At 63.8% G+C, this 15415-nt stretch carries 23 protein-coding genes and 1 tRNA gene; 14 read left to right on the plus strand and 10 right to left on the minus strand.

Features of this window, described 5'->3' with window-relative positions; translation table 11 throughout:
* Positions 1-111 precede the first annotated feature (111 nt).
* The 10 genes from J2754_RS07160 to J2754_RS07210 all read left to right on the plus strand — a co-directional run bounded on the left by J2754_RS07160 (position 112) and on the right by J2754_RS07210 (position 5958).
* Positions 112-657 (plus strand): amino acid-binding protein, encoded by a 546-nt coding sequence (locus J2754_RS07160; protein ID WP_211087034.1) that lies wholly within the window; start codon positions 112-114, stop codon positions 655-657.
* Positions 654-1604 (plus strand): homoserine dehydrogenase, encoded by a 951-nt coding sequence (locus J2754_RS07165; RefSeq protein ID WP_211087035.1) that lies wholly within the window; start codon positions 654-656, stop codon positions 1602-1604. The genes J2754_RS07160 and J2754_RS07165 overlap by 4 nt, the downstream gene beginning before the upstream one ends.
* 144 nt (positions 1605-1748) lie before the next feature.
* A complete protein-coding gene (gene tuf / locus J2754_RS07170; protein WP_123074340.1) occupies positions 1749-3014 on the plus strand; it encodes a translation elongation factor EF-1 subunit alpha in 1266 nt (421 codons plus the stop codon).
* Between the two features lie 3 nt (positions 3015-3017).
* The gene (gene rpsJ / locus J2754_RS07175) at positions 3018-3326 is read left to right on the plus strand and encodes a 30S ribosomal protein S10 (RefSeq protein WP_188876500.1); all 309 of its coding nucleotides are present in this window, start codon (positions 3018-3020) and stop codon (positions 3324-3326) included.
* A 345-nt stretch (positions 3327-3671) separates the two neighbouring features.
* Positions 3672-3743, plus strand: a tRNA-Ala gene (locus tag J2754_RS07180).
* A 286-nt stretch (positions 3744-4029) separates the two neighbouring features.
* Positions 4030-4500 (plus strand): hypothetical protein, encoded by a 471-nt coding sequence (locus J2754_RS07190; protein ID WP_211087037.1) that lies wholly within the window; start codon positions 4030-4032, stop codon positions 4498-4500.
* A 247-nt stretch (positions 4501-4747) separates the two neighbouring features.
* The gene (locus J2754_RS07195) at positions 4748-5260 is read left to right on the plus strand and encodes a hypothetical protein (protein WP_188878695.1); all 513 of its coding nucleotides are present in this window, start codon (positions 4748-4750) and stop codon (positions 5258-5260) included.
* A complete protein-coding gene (locus J2754_RS07200) occupies positions 5257-5511 on the plus strand; it encodes a hypothetical protein (RefSeq protein WP_188878694.1) in 255 nt (84 codons plus the stop codon). The genes J2754_RS07195 and J2754_RS07200 overlap by 4 nt, the downstream gene beginning before the upstream one ends.
* A complete protein-coding gene (locus J2754_RS07205) occupies positions 5504-5665 on the plus strand; it encodes a hypothetical protein (protein WP_188878693.1) in 162 nt (53 codons plus the stop codon). Before J2754_RS07200 ends, J2754_RS07205 begins: the two co-directional genes overlap by 8 nt.
* The gene (locus J2754_RS07210) at positions 5662-5958 is read left to right on the plus strand and encodes a hypothetical protein (protein WP_188878692.1); all 297 of its coding nucleotides are present in this window, start codon (positions 5662-5664) and stop codon (positions 5956-5958) included. The genes J2754_RS07205 and J2754_RS07210 overlap by 4 nt, the downstream gene beginning before the upstream one ends.
* A gap of 302 nt (positions 5959-6260) precedes the next feature.
* Here J2754_RS07210 and J2754_RS07215 read toward each other — a convergent pair whose 3' ends face one another.
* Positions 6261-6875, minus strand: a complete 615-nt coding sequence (locus tag J2754_RS07215; RefSeq protein ID WP_188878691.1) for a tyrosine-type recombinase/integrase — start codon at positions 6873-6875, stop codon at positions 6261-6263.
* Between the two features lie 147 nt (positions 6876-7022).
* Between J2754_RS07215 and J2754_RS07220 the strand changes: the two genes are divergently transcribed.
* From J2754_RS07220 to J2754_RS07235, 4 genes are all read left to right on the plus strand, one after another.
* Entirely contained in the window at positions 7023-7220 is a 198-nt protein-coding gene (locus tag J2754_RS07220; RefSeq protein WP_211087038.1) for a DUF7557 family protein, read from the plus strand.
* Positions 7217-7615 carry a PIN domain-containing protein gene (locus J2754_RS07225; RefSeq protein ID WP_188878688.1) on the plus strand — a complete coding sequence of 133 codons (399 nt, stop codon included), beginning with the start codon at positions 7217-7219 and terminating at the stop codon, positions 7613-7615. Before J2754_RS07220 ends, J2754_RS07225 begins: the two co-directional genes overlap by 4 nt.
* A gap of 194 nt (positions 7616-7809) precedes the next feature.
* A complete protein-coding gene (locus tag J2754_RS07230; RefSeq protein WP_188878687.1) occupies positions 7810-8085 on the plus strand; it encodes a ribbon-helix-helix domain-containing protein in 276 nt (91 codons plus the stop codon).
* Positions 8078-8341 carry a type II toxin-antitoxin system RelE family toxin gene (locus J2754_RS07235; RefSeq protein ID WP_211087039.1) on the plus strand — a complete coding sequence of 88 codons (264 nt, stop codon included), beginning with the start codon at positions 8078-8080 and terminating at the stop codon, positions 8339-8341. The genes J2754_RS07230 and J2754_RS07235 overlap by 8 nt, the downstream gene beginning before the upstream one ends.
* A 92-nt stretch (positions 8342-8433) precedes the next feature.
* Here the strand turns inward: J2754_RS07235 and J2754_RS07240 are convergent, their stop codons facing one another.
* The 9 genes from J2754_RS07240 to J2754_RS07285 form a co-directional block, all read right to left on the minus strand.
* Entirely contained in the window at positions 8434-8808 is a 375-nt protein-coding gene (locus J2754_RS07240; RefSeq protein WP_211087040.1) for a PD-(D/E)XK family putative nuclease, read from the minus strand.
* 176 nt (positions 8809-8984) lie between these two features.
* The gene (locus tag J2754_RS07245; protein ID WP_245332933.1) at positions 8985-10151 is read right to left on the minus strand and encodes a hypothetical protein; all 1167 of its coding nucleotides are present in this window, start codon (positions 10149-10151) and stop codon (positions 8985-8987) included.
* A complete protein-coding gene (locus tag J2754_RS07250) occupies positions 10148-10936 on the minus strand; it encodes a hypothetical protein (protein ID WP_211087041.1) in 789 nt (262 codons plus the stop codon). Before J2754_RS07250 ends, J2754_RS07245 begins: the two co-directional genes overlap by 4 nt.
* A complete protein-coding gene (locus J2754_RS16825) occupies positions 10933-11568 on the minus strand; it encodes a DUF8063 family protein (RefSeq protein ID WP_483420138.1) in 636 nt (211 codons plus the stop codon). Before J2754_RS16825 ends, J2754_RS07250 begins: the two co-directional genes overlap by 4 nt.
* Before the next feature lie 2 nt (positions 11569-11570).
* Positions 11571-13364: an Env/VP5 family phage fusion protein gene (locus J2754_RS07265; RefSeq protein WP_211087044.1), complete on the minus strand. Its 1794-nt coding sequence runs from the start codon at positions 13362-13364 to the stop codon at positions 11571-11573.
* A gap of 2 nt (positions 13365-13366) precedes the next feature.
* Positions 13367-13789: a DUF8023 family protein gene (locus tag J2754_RS07270; protein WP_211087045.1), complete on the minus strand. Its 423-nt coding sequence runs from the start codon at positions 13787-13789 to the stop codon at positions 13367-13369.
* A gap of 108 nt (positions 13790-13897) precedes the next feature.
* Complete coding sequence (locus J2754_RS07275) at positions 13898-14380, minus strand: type IV pilin domain-containing protein (protein ID WP_211087046.1); 483 nt, start codon at positions 14378-14380, stop codon at positions 13898-13900.
* A gap of 6 nt (positions 14381-14386) precedes the next feature.
* Positions 14387-14872 carry a type IV pilin domain-containing protein gene (locus J2754_RS07280; RefSeq protein ID WP_211087047.1) on the minus strand — a complete coding sequence of 162 codons (486 nt, stop codon included), beginning with the start codon at positions 14870-14872 and terminating at the stop codon, positions 14387-14389.
* A gap of 2 nt (positions 14873-14874) precedes the next feature.
* Positions 14875-15306 (minus strand): type IV pilin domain-containing protein, encoded by a 432-nt coding sequence (locus J2754_RS07285; RefSeq protein ID WP_211087048.1) that lies wholly within the window; start codon positions 15304-15306, stop codon positions 14875-14877.
* Positions 15307-15415 lie beyond the last annotated feature (109 nt).

A 15415-nucleotide genomic window follows, 5' to 3' on the forward strand; every position in this document is an offset into this window, starting at 1 on the left:
CGTTCGATCAGGTATGCACGCGGACACGCCCGCGATCCGTCGGAGCGACGCGCAACCACCCGTACGTGTCGCTTTGGGAACATCAAGCGGGAACGCCGTGGGGTGGTCCCGGTGAGCGACGGGACCTCGGATGGCGACGCCGACGAGCGACAGGCGCACACCGTTCGGCTCGAGCTCGTCGACGAGCCCGGCGAACTGTTGAAAGCCCTCCACCCGATCGCGGAGAACGGCGGCAACCTCCTGAGCGTCTTCCACGAGCGCGGGTCGCTCACCCCGCGCGGGCGCATTCCGGTCGAAGTCGACCTCGAGTGTACCGCCCGGCAGTTCCGGACGGTCGTCGAATCGCTCCGCGACGCCGGTGTCAACGTCATCCAGGCGGGAACGGAGCACTACGGCGAGGAGGTGATGGTCCTGCTCTCGGGCCCCCTCGTCAGCACCGACCTCTCGGATACGCTCTCGCAGATCGAGGCGTGCACGTCGGCTTCCGTCGTTGACTTCTCGATGACCGACGAACCGGGGGTGGACGACGTGGCGAGCGCGCGCCTGCGCCTTGCCGCCACCGAGGGATCGACCGACGCCGCACTCGACTGTGTGCGGGACGTCGCCGACGAGAAGGAGTTGCACGTCGTCGAACCGCTCGTGGAGGGGAGCGCATGAGGCTGGCCGTGATAGGCGCCGGCGCGGTCGGTCGAAGCGTCGTCGAACTCGCCGGCGAATACGGGCACGACGTGACGGCGTTCGCGGACTCGACCGGCGCGATCGTCGACACCGACGGGATCGACGCCGACGCGGCGTTCGCGCACAAGGAGCGCGTGGGCACCGTCGGCGAGGACGATCCGAGCGCGGCGCTCGGCGCCGAGTACGACTGCCTCGTGGAGGCGACGCCCACGACGCTCGGCGACGCCCACCCCGGATTCGAGCACGTCGAGGCGGCGCTCGAACGCGGCCGGCACGTCGTCCTCGCCAACAAGGGGCCGGTCGCGGAGCGCTACGACGACGTGATGGCGCTCGCGTCGTCGAGCGCGGGTGACGTGCGCTTCGAGGCGACGGTCGGGGGTGCGATTCCGGTCATCGCCACGATCGAGGGAATGGATCCCTCGCACGTCACGGCCGCCCGTGGCGTGCTGAACGGAACGGCGAACTTCGTGCTCTCGCGGATGGCCGCCGAGGGGCTCGGCTACGAGCACGTCCTCGCGGAGGCCCAAGACCTCGGCGTCGCGGAGGCCGACCCGACGTTCGACGTCGACGGCACGGACGCGGCGCTGAAGTGCGCGATCCTGGCGAACGTCCTCCACGGCGGCGGGTACTCGCTCGCGGACGTGGACGTGCAGGGAATCGCGGACGTCCCGTCGAGCGCGCTCGACCTCGCCGCCGAGGACGGCCGGACGGTCCGGCTCATCGGAGAAGTCACCGAGAGCGGCGACGTTCGCGTCGGTCCGCGACTGGTCACGGAACACGACACGCTCGCGGTCACGGGCACGCAGAACATCGTCCAGCTGGAGACGACGAACGCGGGGCGGCTGAACATCAGCGGCCGGGGTGCCGGCGGTCCGGAGACGGCGAGCGCGGTGCTCGCTGACGTCGGGCGACTGCCCGAGCGCTGACCGTCTAGCTACTCCTTCCCACGGCACGAGGTGCCAGTATTCGGCCGCGTCACGGCGCGACAGGGGCGCTCGCCTTTCGAAACCGTTTTACACGTAACTGGCGAATACGTTGCACAGAGCGCGCGTTCAGCGCGACCCCTGACCATGAGCGACAAACCGCACCAGAACCTGGCCGTCATCGGCCACGTCGACCACGGAAAGAGTACGATGGTCGGGCGGCTCCTCTTCGAGACTGGGAGTGTGCCCGAGCACGTCATCGAGCAGCACCGCGAGGAAGCCGAAGAGAAGGGCAAGGGCGGCTTCGAGTTCGCCTACGTCATGGACAACCTCGCCGAGGAGCGCGAGCGTGGCGTCACCATCGACATCGCCCACCAGGAGTTCGACACCGACGAGTACTACTTCACCATCGTCGACTGTCCGGGTCACCGCGACTTCGTGAAGAACATGATCACGGGCGCGTCCCAGGCCGACAACGCCGTCCTCGTCGTCGCCGCCGACGACGGCGTCGCGCCCCAGACCCGTGAGCACGTCTTCCTGGCCCGCACGCTGGGCATCGACGAGCTCATCGTCGCCGTCAACAAGATGGACGTCGTCGACTACTCCGAGGACACCTACAAGCAGGTCGTCTCCGACGTCACGGACCTCCTCAAGCAGGTCCAGTTCGACACGGACGACGCCTCCTTCATCCCGACCTCGGCCTTCGAGGGCGACAACGTCTCCGAGCACTCGGAGAACACGCCGTGGTACGACGGCGAGACGCTCCTCGAGTCCCTCAACAGCCTGCCGGAGCCGCAGCCGCCGACGGACGCGCCGCTGCGCCTCCCGATCCAGGACGTCTACACCATCTCCGGTATCGGTACCGTCCCCGTCGGACGTATCGAGACCGGGACGATGAACACGGGCGACAACGTCAGCTTCCAGCCCTCTGACGTCGGTGGCGAGGTCAAGACCATCGAGATGCACCACGAGGAAGTCCCGAGCGCCGAGCCCGGTGACAACGTCGGGTTCAACGTTCGCGGCATCGGCAAGGACGACATCCGTCGCGGTGACGTCTGTGGTCCCGCCGACGACCCGCCGAGCGTCGCCGAGACGTTCACGGCGCAGGTCGTCGTGATGCAGCACCCGTCCGTCATCACGGCGGGGTACACGCCGGTCTTCCACGCCCACACGGCGCAGGTCGCGTGTACGATCGAGTCCATCGACAAGAAGATGGACCCGTCCTCCGGCGAGGTCGCCGAGGAGAACCCGGACTTCATCCAGTCCGGCGACGCTGCTGTCGTCACCGTCCGCCCGCAGAAGCCCCTCAGCATCGAGCCGTCCTCCGAAATCCCGGAGCTCGGCTCCTTCGCGGTCCGCGACATGGGTCAGACCATCGCGGCCGGCAAGGTCCTCGACGTCAACGAGGCCTAACGAATGCAGCAGGCACGTGTTCGGCTCGCGGGCGTTAGTCCGTCCGACCTCGACGACATCTGCGACGACGTCCGCGAGATCGCGGACAAGACGGGCGTCAGCCTGAGTGGGCCGGTCCCGCTGCCCACCAAGACCCTCGAGGTCCCGTCGCGCAAGTCTCCCGACGGTGAGGGGACGGCGACGTGGGAGCACTGGGAGATGCGCGTCCACAAACGTCTGATCGACATCGACGCCGACGAACGCGCGCTTCGTCAGCTCATGCGGATCCAGGTCCCGAACGACGTCAGCATCGAGATCGTTCTCGAAGACTGAGCGGCTCTTCGACTCTCGATTCTCCCCGTTTTTCGCGCCGTCGAGCGCTAGCCTCGCCGATCAGCCGTCGTGCGAACCCCCTCGAGTGGTGGGTTCCACGGACAGACGCTCAAACTCGGCTTCGCCGACGTCGATCGTCTGACGGAGTTCGACGCGCCCGTGGGCCGGCCAGTGGATCGATGTCGACCAATACTTCTACCCACAGACCGATGGCCGGGCCTCCCACGACCTCACCTATTCGACGCCCGGGTAGCGCTCACCTCTTCCCTCCGTCTCCCGCGTGTCCCTCTCGCCGCGAAGCAGAACCCTCAAATACGTCCCCCCGCTACGTATGGATGCGAACGAGGGCTCGTAGATCAGTGGTAGATCGCTTCCTTCGCAAGGAAGAGGCCCTGGGTTCAAATCCCAGCGAGTCCATACCAGTTTTCTGGTAGTTTCGAAGGGCGGAGAAACGGCTTCGTCCGTCGTGCTGCCTGTCGAATCGTCCCCGAGTACACCCGTCTGAGCGTCGCGTCTCGCGTGAATGGATGCCCGTTCGGCATCCACCCCCGCGGCGTCCGTCGATCGGCGCGAAGGAAACCGAGGTGGTCAGCGTGAGTGGCACGCTCCACTACTGCCCGACCTGTGGCGGCCGCCTCGAAACGACGACCTCGCCGGGTGGGCTTCCGCGTCGTACCTGCCCGCAGTGTGGAGGTGACGACCGGTGACGTACCTCGACTTCGAGGACGAGCAGCCCGACCCCGACAACCCCGACGACGACGGGAGCACGTCGTGGCAGCGTGCGGACCCTGCTCGTGCGCTCATCGAGCGGCACAGCCCCACCGACTACGTCGTCATGCTCCAAGATGGCGCCGCGCCGCACGCCGTCGCGTACGGGCTCGAACGCGGGGCGCGTGTCGGCTTCTGTGACTGTGACGGCTTCCACTACAGCGACGAGTCCGTCCCGTGCGCCCACCTCTGCGTCCTCCGCAAATCCGAGTTCATCGGCGCCGAGAGCGTCGACGGCCAGCGCATCGAGGCGGTCGACACGGCTGTGCTCGCCGAGGCGGACCACGATCCCGGCCTTCGCGCCGACGGCGGCCCACGACGTGCGCCGAGTCATGATCCAGACGCACGCGATCGCGTTGCTCCGCCGGTTGATCGTGGCCCCGAACCGAGGTGGTCGGGTCGATGACTCCCGACACCCCCCGTTGTAAGTGTTGCAAGTGTTGTTCCACAGATTTCGAGGCTGTTCCACAGACGCAAATGACGATTTCGAGCGCGACAGATACCAAGGCGGCGCATCGCACCCGTGTGGAAACACCCGTGGGGGGAAATCTGCTAATGCAACCATGTGTGCGGGCGCACCAGCGTGCGCAAATAGGAAACGCGCGCGTGCTGCAGCGCGCGGACATGGGGGCGGTCAGCGGGGGTGTCGTGGCGTGACGGATGCGCGGGCGCGGCTCAGCGGCGAGTTGGCGGAGTGGTACGAGGAGCGTGAGAACGGGTCGGAGACGGTGCGTGATGCGCTCCGGTTGTTGATGGCCCGTGAGGAGGCACGCGAGTTCGAGGGGCTGAGTGACGATCAGGAGGTGGCTGAGTCGTGGTTGCTTGAGAACGTCGGGATCGGGAACAACACGACGTTGTCGTGGGTGGAGAACCGGCTGGCGCAGCAGTTGTCGTTGGATATGGAGCAGATTCGGATGCAGGTGACGAAGCCGCTGAATCAGCAGGGGTATATTTCGGTGAAGCCGCGTCGGGAATCGGTGGATGTCGTCGTACAGCCGCCGACGGCCGGCGAGTCGGTATCGGCGTCACGTGAGGGTGTCGGAGAGGCGTCGAGTGGGCGCGACGGCGGCGGGCTGTCGGAAGCAGAGGCAGAGGTGCTGTCGGAGGCGCGTGAGCGTCTCGCGGATGCTGAGCCGGCGCGGGCTGATGGAGGTGGGTCGGCGTGAAGTCTTCGAGCGGGAACGAACACCGGATTGAACGGCAGACGTGGGTGTCCGACATCGAAGTCTTCGAGCTCGACGACGACGGCAACCTCGTCGTCCACCACAACGAGGGGCGCGGCCCAGTCAAAAACGAGGATACACTTCGATGCTCCTGTGGTCGAGAATTCGAGAGCAAGCAAGTCGCTGCCGAGCATCTTCGCTCGCGTGAAGTCTCTGCGGACACCGAACGATCCGGGGGTGACGACGATGAGTGAGTCGCTGATTGAGACTGCGGTCCGACGCGCTCGTGAAGCCGACGAGCGCGCTCAGTCGGTCGACGACCCTGAGCAAGCGGCGTTCTTCCGGGGAGTGGCGAGTGCCTATCGGTCAATCGTCGACGACGCCGGCGTCGAGGAGGGGTCACGGTGACGCTGGGGAAGCTCGTGGATTACGCGACGGCGACGGTTGGCGAGGTGGTGCTGGCGTATCTCGTTGCGTTCATCGCGCCCGGCGGGACGTTGACGTTCGCTAAGCTCGTGCTGGCGTTCAAGCTGAACGTGTTTGCGATCCCGTTGTCGTGGACGCCGGTGCTCTCGTTGCCGCCGTGGTGCTGGTACGTCGTCGCGGTCGTGTGGGTCCGGCAGTGGCTCTACCTCTCGCCGTACAGCGCACGTGACGTCGCCGAGCAACTCGAAGACGACTATGCGGTCCTCCGGAAATAGCGGCGACCGGCGTCGTCCTCTCGTGCGAAGTACGACGCCCTTTCACTTTCACTCCACTCGGATCACACTAAACATCCTGCGGAGAGTGGAAAATACTGGAAGATGAGAGGGAAGTGTCCACATTGCGATTCAACCCGGGGTGTCGTCTACGAGGTCATCGGTAAGGAGCAAGAGTGGGTTCAGAAACAATGGAAGTGCGACTCTTGCGGCCAAATTATTGGGGTGACTGAGTCTCCCTCAAAGAAAATCCGGAGGAAGCTGAAGCGCCTCTGATTCGTTTCTGCTCTCAATAGTCCTGTTTGTTAGATCGTTTCGAAGTGGTCGTACTCGCGTTCGGTGGTGAGAATCGTGGCGTGGCGTAGTCGGTTCCGAACATCGTACAGCGTGTTCCCTTCTTCTGCGCGGAGCATGCGCCACGCGACGCTGTGGCGGAGCGTATGGGCGGTGACGTCGTCGGGGTCGCCGCGACCGCCGACGGTGTAGGGGCGGACGTCGGCGCGGTCTGCGAGGCGCTTCACGACGTCGTTGATGGCTTTCCCGGTGAGCCGGTCGCTCTTCCGACTCGGGAAGAGCGCGGGCGAGTCGTCGTCTCTCGATTGAAGGTAGATGCGGAGGGTGCGGACGGTTCGGAGGTCTCCGCTCGGGTCGAGGGCGAACGTCGCGGCGCTCGGGGTGTTGTCGTTGGGGTAGTCCTTCTGGATGCTCGCCGGGATGCGGAGCTGGTCGTCGTTGAGGTCGAGCATGTCGCGGTTCACCTGCGCGAGTTCGGCGCGACGGAGCCCGGTGTCGTAGAGTGTGGTGACGATCGCGTCGTCGCGGGTGCCGTGGCGGCCTTCGTGTGCGGCGTCGCGCATGGCTTCGACTTGCTCGGGCTTCAGCCAAATGTTCGAGTTTGCAGAGTTGGCGGTCGGGGGCATGGTGTGTATATAAAGAAGGTTGGCCGGTTCGGGCTTGAATGTTCGGGTCTATTAGTAGAGTCGAACATTGGAACGGGTCTCGTGGACTCACGTCGAGACCGGGTTTACGCCGAAAGCTAATTGCGACTGCATGCAGTTCGTATACATATGAGCACGTCCATCCGGGTGTCTGACGACACGAAACGGATGCTTGAGTCTCTGAAACAGGAGGACGAGACGTTTGACGACCTCCTTGAACGCCTTGCACAGAGCGAGAAACCGATCGATATCGGCGCGTGGAGTACCGAGAAGGCTGAGCGCGCCCGTGAGTCGGTGAAGCGCTCTCGGGAGAGCTTCGAGCGGTGACGTTCCTGGATTCTTCGGTCATCATCGGGATGCTTGAAGGCGTCCCGGATGTTGTTGAGTCCGTCGAGAGTCGGGGTCAGCCCTACCTGACGTCCGCGATCTGTGTGTTCGAGGTTGTGAATGGGGTGGTTGGGTCTGGTACTACCGATGTCGTTGCGGTTCGGCAGGACTTCGGTGGTGTCCGCTCTCTTGACTTGAACGAGCAGATTGCCTTGGAGGCGGGGCGGATGCAGGATCAGCTGATGAATGATGGTGAGCGGATGGCTGCGCGCGATCTTCTTATCGCGGCGACCGCTCGGTCTACCGGTGATGAGCTCATCGTCGCGGACGCTGATTTTGAGACGGGGCTGCTCACGGACGTGATGGACGTCACGAATCTACGTGGAGAAGACTGATTTCTCGTGGGCTCACGTCGAAACCGGTCTTGAAGATGACGCGGCGAGCCCGACATCGTACTGAGTGTGGTCGCGGCGATCGCTGACACCGCCTCCACAGGACCTGTTGTCGTTGAGTCTGTTGCTCATCGCTCGATTGGCCCGCGCGAGTAGTCGACAGAACCCTTTTGTGTGATACAGATGTATCACAAGATATGAGTACCGACGCCGAGGGTGGCGACGATCGAATGGAGAAGATCAACGTTCGTGTGCCCGAGTCTCTCCTCGCGGAGATTGATGAGGAGTGGCAGCGTCGCGGGTATGCGAGCAAGTCTGAGGCCATCCGTGATGCGCTTCGTGATTGGGTGAATCCGCCGGCGGATCTCTCTGAGGAGACGCTTGACGACCTAGAAGAGAGCCGCGAACAGCGTGAGCGCGGTGAGACGGTGTCGGGTGAGGATGCGCGCGAGCGTCTTGGTCTCGATGACTGATGTCGAATACACCGAACAGGCCCTCGAACACCTAGAAGGATTAGACCCACAGGTCGCCGACCGTGTTCTCAATAAGGTTGAGGAAGCGACTGAGTGGACGGAACACCGCCTCGAACGGCTCTCGGGTTACCCGTACTACAAACTCCGCGCTGGCGACTATCGTGCGATTATTACGTGGGATCGTGACGGTGATCGGCTCGTTGTTGAGGCGGTCGGTCATCGTCGGAACGTCTACGACCGCCACCTGCCGCCGTAGCTACCCGAAGACGTCGGTGAGCGCGTCGGCGAGGGGGACGATGACGCCCAGTCCCATGCAGATCGCGGCGAGCAGCGTTTCGGCGTGCATCGTTAGAAGACGTCCTCGATGGCGAGCTTCGCCTGCTGGGTGTCTCGGTGGTCGCCGCCGCCGTGCCAGCGGACGGTGGGGAGCTTCGACGCCGCGCATGTGGTCGTCTTCAGTACCTCCGTTCCCGTGCCCCGGATCCGGTAGACGGCGAAGCCGTATCGGCCGCCCTCTTCGACGAGTCGGCGGTGGTACTCGCGGTAGATCTTGAAGTTGCCCGGCGTGTCGTCCGCGTGGCGGTGTGCCGTCGCTTTGAACTCCCACGGCGTCCCGGCGCGCATCCCGTCGCGCCAACTCGTGCGATCGAGCTCGACGTCGTACTTCTCGGCGAGCACATATTCACACGCGGTTCCGTGCGCGTTCGCCCGGTGGCTTGGCATACGTTACCACCCACCACGTTCGCGCGTCGCGCGCCGATATATATCTACCTCCGCCGCCGTCTCCCCGCACGCGCCCATCGGTCGCTTCGCTCCCCTAGAGCGACGCGCCCCGGCGGATGGGCCAACTACAGTAAAGGGGGGCTGGTTTGGTTTGGTGTCTTGAAAAGCCGACGCCGTCATGCGATTACCTCGGCCACCTCCCGAACCCATTCGGCCTTATCGCCGCCTTCGTCGTACTCTTCAAGCCAGTTTCGCACCGTAGTGTCGCTGTACGGCACGTAATCAGCGGTTTGGTATGGTGAGATACCGGCGTTCCGGCACTCTACCATCGTCCACATGGCGACCTTCTTCACGTCTTCTTCGGGAAGAACATCGTCGTCCTTGTCGCCGGACGGCGCCGACCACGACCAATCAGCTTGGTCGTCCGTTGAAAACTTCCAGTCGGTCGGTGGGATGCCTTCGAGCGGACGCGGGTCCTTATCCTTGAGTGAGCCGCCGCTGATCCGGTCGGCGACGACGGCCGTCTTCTGTGACGTCTTCTTGATAATCGTCCCAACCCGCCAGAGGAGCGGGTGGATCGACGATTCGTCGTGGCCGATGTAGATGAGTGCGCCGCCGTACTTGCGGATCTTGAAGACGAGCGGCCCCATCTTCTGGCGGACCTTGTGACCGTCCGCACCCGTCCCCGAAGCGTTCGTACTGAACTCGTCGCCGATGAAGAGCTTCGGCTGTTGGTGGTTCTCGACGGGGTCGCCGTCCTGTTCGACCCACTCGCGGAGGAGTGGATAGTGGGGGATCCAGCCGTCCTCAAGGCTGCCGTCGTCGCGCTCCCACGGATCGAGGCGGCCGAGTGTGCGGATGTTGGAGCCGACGAGGAGGGTGCCATCGACCCAGCGCTCGCGGAGCTGGCCGAGGAGGCCGGCGAAGTCGGTCTTCCCGTTGCCCATGTCGCCGAGGAGGACGATCACGGGTGCGGGCCCGGCGACGATCTCCTGCAGGCGCGTGACGGCTTTGATCCCCGCAAGGTCGGCCTCCTGACTGGGGTCGCCGAGGTAGTGTTTGAGCGTGACGGTATCGCCGTTGTCGAGGGCGTTGCGCGCCGTGTCGCCGCCGTGGACGCGGAGGATGTCGCGGTTCTTTCCGACGCTCAGATAGTCCTTCGCGGGCTTGGAGTCCCAGCGGTCGGTGTCGTGGTGGATGGCGCGCATCGCGAGCTGGCGGTCGACGTCCTCGTCACGCACGAACCCGGTGTGTGGAAAGATCTCGTCAGGATCGCGCTCTTGGTTGCCGTCCTGATACTCGCGGAAGCCGCCGACGGTGTAGTTGTCCTGTTCGTCGCTCATGTATCGCTCTCGGCTTGCTGTTGGGTCTGTGGGAGGCCGTCGCGGGCCTCGATGCTGTGCTCGTCGTAGTACTCTTCGACGAACGCGCTGGCGTCCTCGATGCCGTCGGTGGCGTTCTCCTTGGCGTCGCCTTCAGCGTCCTCGAAGCGCTCTTGCACGGAAGAGCCGGGATTCATCAAGGAGCGTTCGTCGGCCTCCGCCTCCTTGTTGATGACGTCACCCTGAATCTGGAGCCCCATCTTGCTGATGCGGGGCCGCAGGCGGTTGTAGGCGAGCCACGTCTCGATCATGTCGCCGTGGATGTCCTCAAGCATCGCCTTCACGGAGACGAGCTTGCTGTCCGCTAACTGCGACATGTAGCAGCCACGAACGCGGAGGTCGCCGATGTCCTCGATGTACTCGAACTCGCGGACCTCGAAGGCGCCGGCGTCGTTGACGGGGTACGGGCTGGGGCCGTCGACGGTGCGGGTCTCCCAGACTTCGGGGGCGACGTAGTACTTCTCGCGGGTGTCGGTGACGCCGTTGATGTGGTGGACGGTGACCATTCGGGCGTCGCGGAGGCGGCGGACGAAGGTGATCCAGAAGCCGAGGAGCGGCGGGCCGAACAGCAGTAGCGACGCGAAGATGGAGATGGCGACCGGTGGGACGTTCGGCAGGTCGGGTTTGAAGAGGAAGAGGGCGGCGCCAGCGGTGAAGAGGACGCCGAGGACGACGAGTTGCGCTTCGGCGACGATGTGCGTGAGGCGGTCCGCCCAGCCGCCGAAGGTGCTGCTGGTGTCGCTCATGCTTTCGTCACCCCCGTCTCTTCCTTTCTGAGGACGTACCATGCGCCGAGCAGTGAGGTGAGGATGGTGATGCCGATCCCGGAGAAGAGCCCGGAGGTGCCGCCGAAGTACTGTAGGGGGTCCTCTCCCTGCTGCATGTCCGTGCTGAGGCGGACGCCGGTGTCGCCGATTGCGACGCCGACGACGTGGCCGTCGAAGGCGGTGGCGACGGGCATGGTGACGATCGTCGTTTCGCCGCCCCAGACGCGCTGGGTCGTCTGTGGGATCCGTGACGCGCCGGCGTCTTCGAGGCCGGCGGCGCCGTCGGTGATGGTGACGGTGGTCAGCGAGTCGGCTTCGATGGCGACGCGGACGCGATTGTTGGAGAACTCCCAGCCGGTGATGCGCGCCGAGTCGGTCATGGTGATGTTCGCGTCGTTCTTCAGGGTCGACCCGTCACCGGTCATCGTTGACGCCGCCGAGCCTGCCGTCGTCGTGGGCGTGGTCGTCGCTGTCGATGTTGTGTTAGTCGCTATGGGCGTGGGCGTTGAGGCGTTCCCGGTCGTCGTCGTTGTGTTCGCGGCCGCTGTGGTCCCTGTCGCGCCCGCGACGAGGACCATGAGGAGCGCGAACACGAGCAGGGGGCCACGCATGCTTAGCGACGTCGGGGGCCGCTCAGCCACTTGAGGAAGCCGAGACCGCCGAGGACGACGACCGCGCCACCGAGCAGACCGGTCTCGCCGCCGAGGTTGAGCCCGCTGAGGCTGGGGATCGACAGCCCGCCCCCAGAGTTCTGCGAGTCCTCGTACTTCTCAATCAGCTCTTGGTTCTTCTTCTGCATCTCTTCCCACTCGTCTTGGGTGATGTAGTTGTCGTCTGTCTGTGGTTCCGTCTGCTCGAACGTCGCCGACTCTGCGGATTTCCCGTCGCGTTTGATCGATTTGACCGTGAAGGGATCGTCAAGGATGATCGTCTTCGTCTTCGATTCGGTGACGCCTGACGCGAGTTGGACGGACTCCACCTCCGTGATCGGATTGGCGAGCTTCTCGGAGAGATCGACCTCCCAATGATCCGGCGTCGTCGAGACCGGATCCACCGTCGCGCCTGAGGAGTCGACTGGCGTGAAGTCCCCGCCTTGGACGGTCACGCTCTCGTTTGCCGCCGTACTGATTCGGTACGCCGTCCCTTCGGTTGGTGCGGCGGTGAAGGCGACGATCCCGCCATCCACCGCAGTCTGATACGCACTCCACGATCCCGATGCCGTGCTCTTATCGTACGTGAAGTACGCGACGGCGTCGCTCCACGAGCTCGGGTCGTAGGTCGTCCCCGGCTGGATCGTCTTATCGCCGGTGTAGGCGAGCGTGCCGGAGAGGGTGAGTGTCGCGTTCGTCTTCTCGATCTCGACTGTCGTCTGCTCGCCCGCCGCGATCGGCACATCAAGGGCTTGGAGGTCCGCGATCGCGTTCGCCTCCCCGCCCTTCTCGTCGGCCATCTGGTTCGCACGCATCCGCGGCGTCGTCAACTCCCCGAGTTGCAGGTCTCCGCTTTGGACTTGGCCGTAGACGTTGTCGACCCAGGTGACGAGGCCGTCGTTCACGTCGGTTTTGACCGTTTGGAGGTCCTGCCAGATTCCGTGCCAGTCGCTAAACGCGAGATACTCGATCTCAGGGCTCGTTGTTAGGACTGAGTGACGCGCCCAAGTCGACGTCGCCTCGATTCGATCGATGGGAGACCAAGTCACGTTGGTACCGTTTCCGGCATCGTCGACGGTCAGCACATCGATCGACGAGCCATCAGCAAGCGTCACTGAGGATGCTGACGACATGAAGGCTCCCGAGATCCCACCCACGTCCGTGTTAGCGGCCTGGAAGACTTCGGACACGGATGTATCGGAGTGGCTTTCAAGTGCAGACGAGAGCGTCACGAGTTCGTTCACGCTCTCGTTCCACGTCTTCAGCAGATTTTCCTGAACAGTCGTCATGTGGCTCTCCATCGCGTCGATGGCGGCGCTCTGGACTTCATCTTGGGTTTTGCCGTTGTTCAACTGCTCGATGGCGGCGGTTTTGCCTTCGATGTAGAGGGTGTTTTCGAGGCCCGCGCTGATGATGTTCTGGTTGTCGATGATCGTTGAGGCGTTCGTGCTCTTGCGGGTTTTGACGGTTTGCCGGACGCGTTGTTTGAGGGCGTCGGCGGAGAGGCCGTCCGGCGGTGAATCGCCCGCGAATGGGTTCCAGTCCCGAAGCATCCATGCGACTTGTGCGCCGGCGAGGCCGGTGGCGGACCCAGCGGCGGCGAGGGCGGTGCCGACGTCGATCGCGGCGGCGTCGTCAGTTTGTTGGAGGCCGACGCCCCCGATGGTTGCGGCGCCCACGCCCACCCCGACGGTCTTGATGAGGCCGCGACGCGTCATCTGCCGCGAACCAACGTCTGGCTGTTTGTTCTCGCTCATTGTTAGTTGGAGTAGGAGATGTAGGTGGCTGCGGCGGAGACGGCCATGGTCCAGAGGAGTTGGCTGATGCCGTTGATCATGACGAGGTTCTTGAAGGAGGGGACGAGGACGTAGAGGACGGGTGAGGCGAGCGCGAACACGATCACCGCCCATTGCCAGTCTTCGTACGCGGCGCCGTCGATTTCGTTGGTGGCGAGGATCCATGCGAGCCCGCCGAGGACGACGAGGAAGGCGATGGAGATGTCTGCGCCCATGATCGTCCAGATTGGGGCGGTGAAGTCGAGGCCGCCGAAGATTGAGAGTGCGGAGGTCATCACGCCGAAGAGGATCGCCGCGAACCACGGAATCCCCATCAACGCGATCACGTCCAAGATTATGTTCTGTTTGCCGTTCAGGTCGACGTAGCCGCCGGTTGCGGTTGCCATTGCGCGCCGATAGTCGTGCGCTGGTGACTAGTGTCGGTCTAACTCCATTGGAGTTTCAGCTGTGGCTCGCGGGGCGTGAAGAAAAACGAGAACGGTGCAGGGGAGTGGTTACTGCGGGGTCGTCGACTGACTGATGATCGACGAGGAGCCGCCCGAGGACTGCCAGACGATCTGGACGTCCTCGTTGTTGCCGAACACCGCCGCATCGGTCGCTGCCCACGCGCTCAGCGTGTCTCCAGCAGTGATTTGGTCATCACTCGACCAGCTACTCGATGTCTTGAGATTACTGGTGGTGTTGTTGGGCGACGAGTCGTTGTAAATCGTGTCGTCACCGACGGTCACAGTGAGCGTCGACTTGTCGATCGCGTCGCCACCTTGGTCGGTGATGTTCAGGCCTTCTGAGTCCGTCCCCCAGTCGTTGTACTGGTAGTCGAACGTCGCGCTCGGTGCGTTGTTCCCGACGTTACTGCCGAGGCCGAGGACGAAGGTGCCGATGACGGCGGCGAGGATGACCGTGATGGCGACCATCAGGATCACGCCGATGACGGGTGAGACACCGCGATCGTCACTGAGGAGTTGCGTTAGGTCCATTGTGAGTTATTGGGGGGTGGTCGACTTGCTGATGATCGATGACGAGCCACTCGAGGACTGCCAGACGATGCGGACGTCCTCGTTGTTGCCGAAGTCGCCTGCGGTCTCTTTGAGGCGGAGGGTGTCGCCGGCTGTAACCGTGTCCGGCCATGCATCGGCATCGCTGATGTTGTCAGCATCCGTGGGGCTAGTCACATTATCCACGGTGATGTCGCCGACGGTGACGGAGAGAGTGCTCGCTTCGATGGAGTCCCCACCTTGGTCGGTGATGTTCACCCATGCGTCAGCAGTACTATCGTCTCCGAAAGTACTAGAAGCGGTGTAGTCGTAGTTGAACGTCGCGCTCGGTGCGTTGTTGCCGACGTTACTGCCGAGGCCGAGGACGAAGGTGCCGATGACGGCGGCGAGGATCACCGTAATGGCGACCATCAGGATGACGCCGATGACGGGTGAGACACCGCGATCGTCGCTAAGGAGTTGTTTCAGATCCATCGTTAGCCCTGGTACTCCCACTCGCCGATGATCGAGGACGACCCACCGGAGGACTGCCAGATGACCTGCGCGCCGTCGCCGGACGAGAGACTGCCGGTGTAGTTGACTACTGCGTCGTCGCCCGCGGTCCACTGGTCGTCATCGTTGATGTCGGCCCCGTAATCGACGCTGTACCCCTGACCAGATGCGGTCACATTGATGCTTGAGTTATCGAGCGCGTCGCCGCCTTGGTGCGTAATAGTCAGGTTCTCGGCTGAGTCGTTGTAGTCGTAGTTGAAGGTGGCGCTGGGTGCGTTGTTGCCGACGTTGCTGCCGAGGCCGAGGACGAAGGTGCCGATGACGGCGGCGAGGATCACGGTGATCGCCACCATCAGGATCACGCCGATGACGGGTGAGACGCCTCGGTCGTCGTCGAGTAGCTGTGTAAGGTCCATGTTGATCTGCGCCGGAGTCCACCGTGGACGCCGATGGTGGCTATGGTGGGCCGTGTGGGCGTGGACGGGGGTGTTCCGACGTTACTGACTAGTTGTCCTCTTGATTACT

The organism is Halarchaeum nitratireducens (assembly GCF_017874695.1).
Classification (GTDB): domain Archaea; phylum Halobacteriota; class Halobacteria; order Halobacteriales; family Halobacteriaceae; genus Halarchaeum; species Halarchaeum nitratireducens.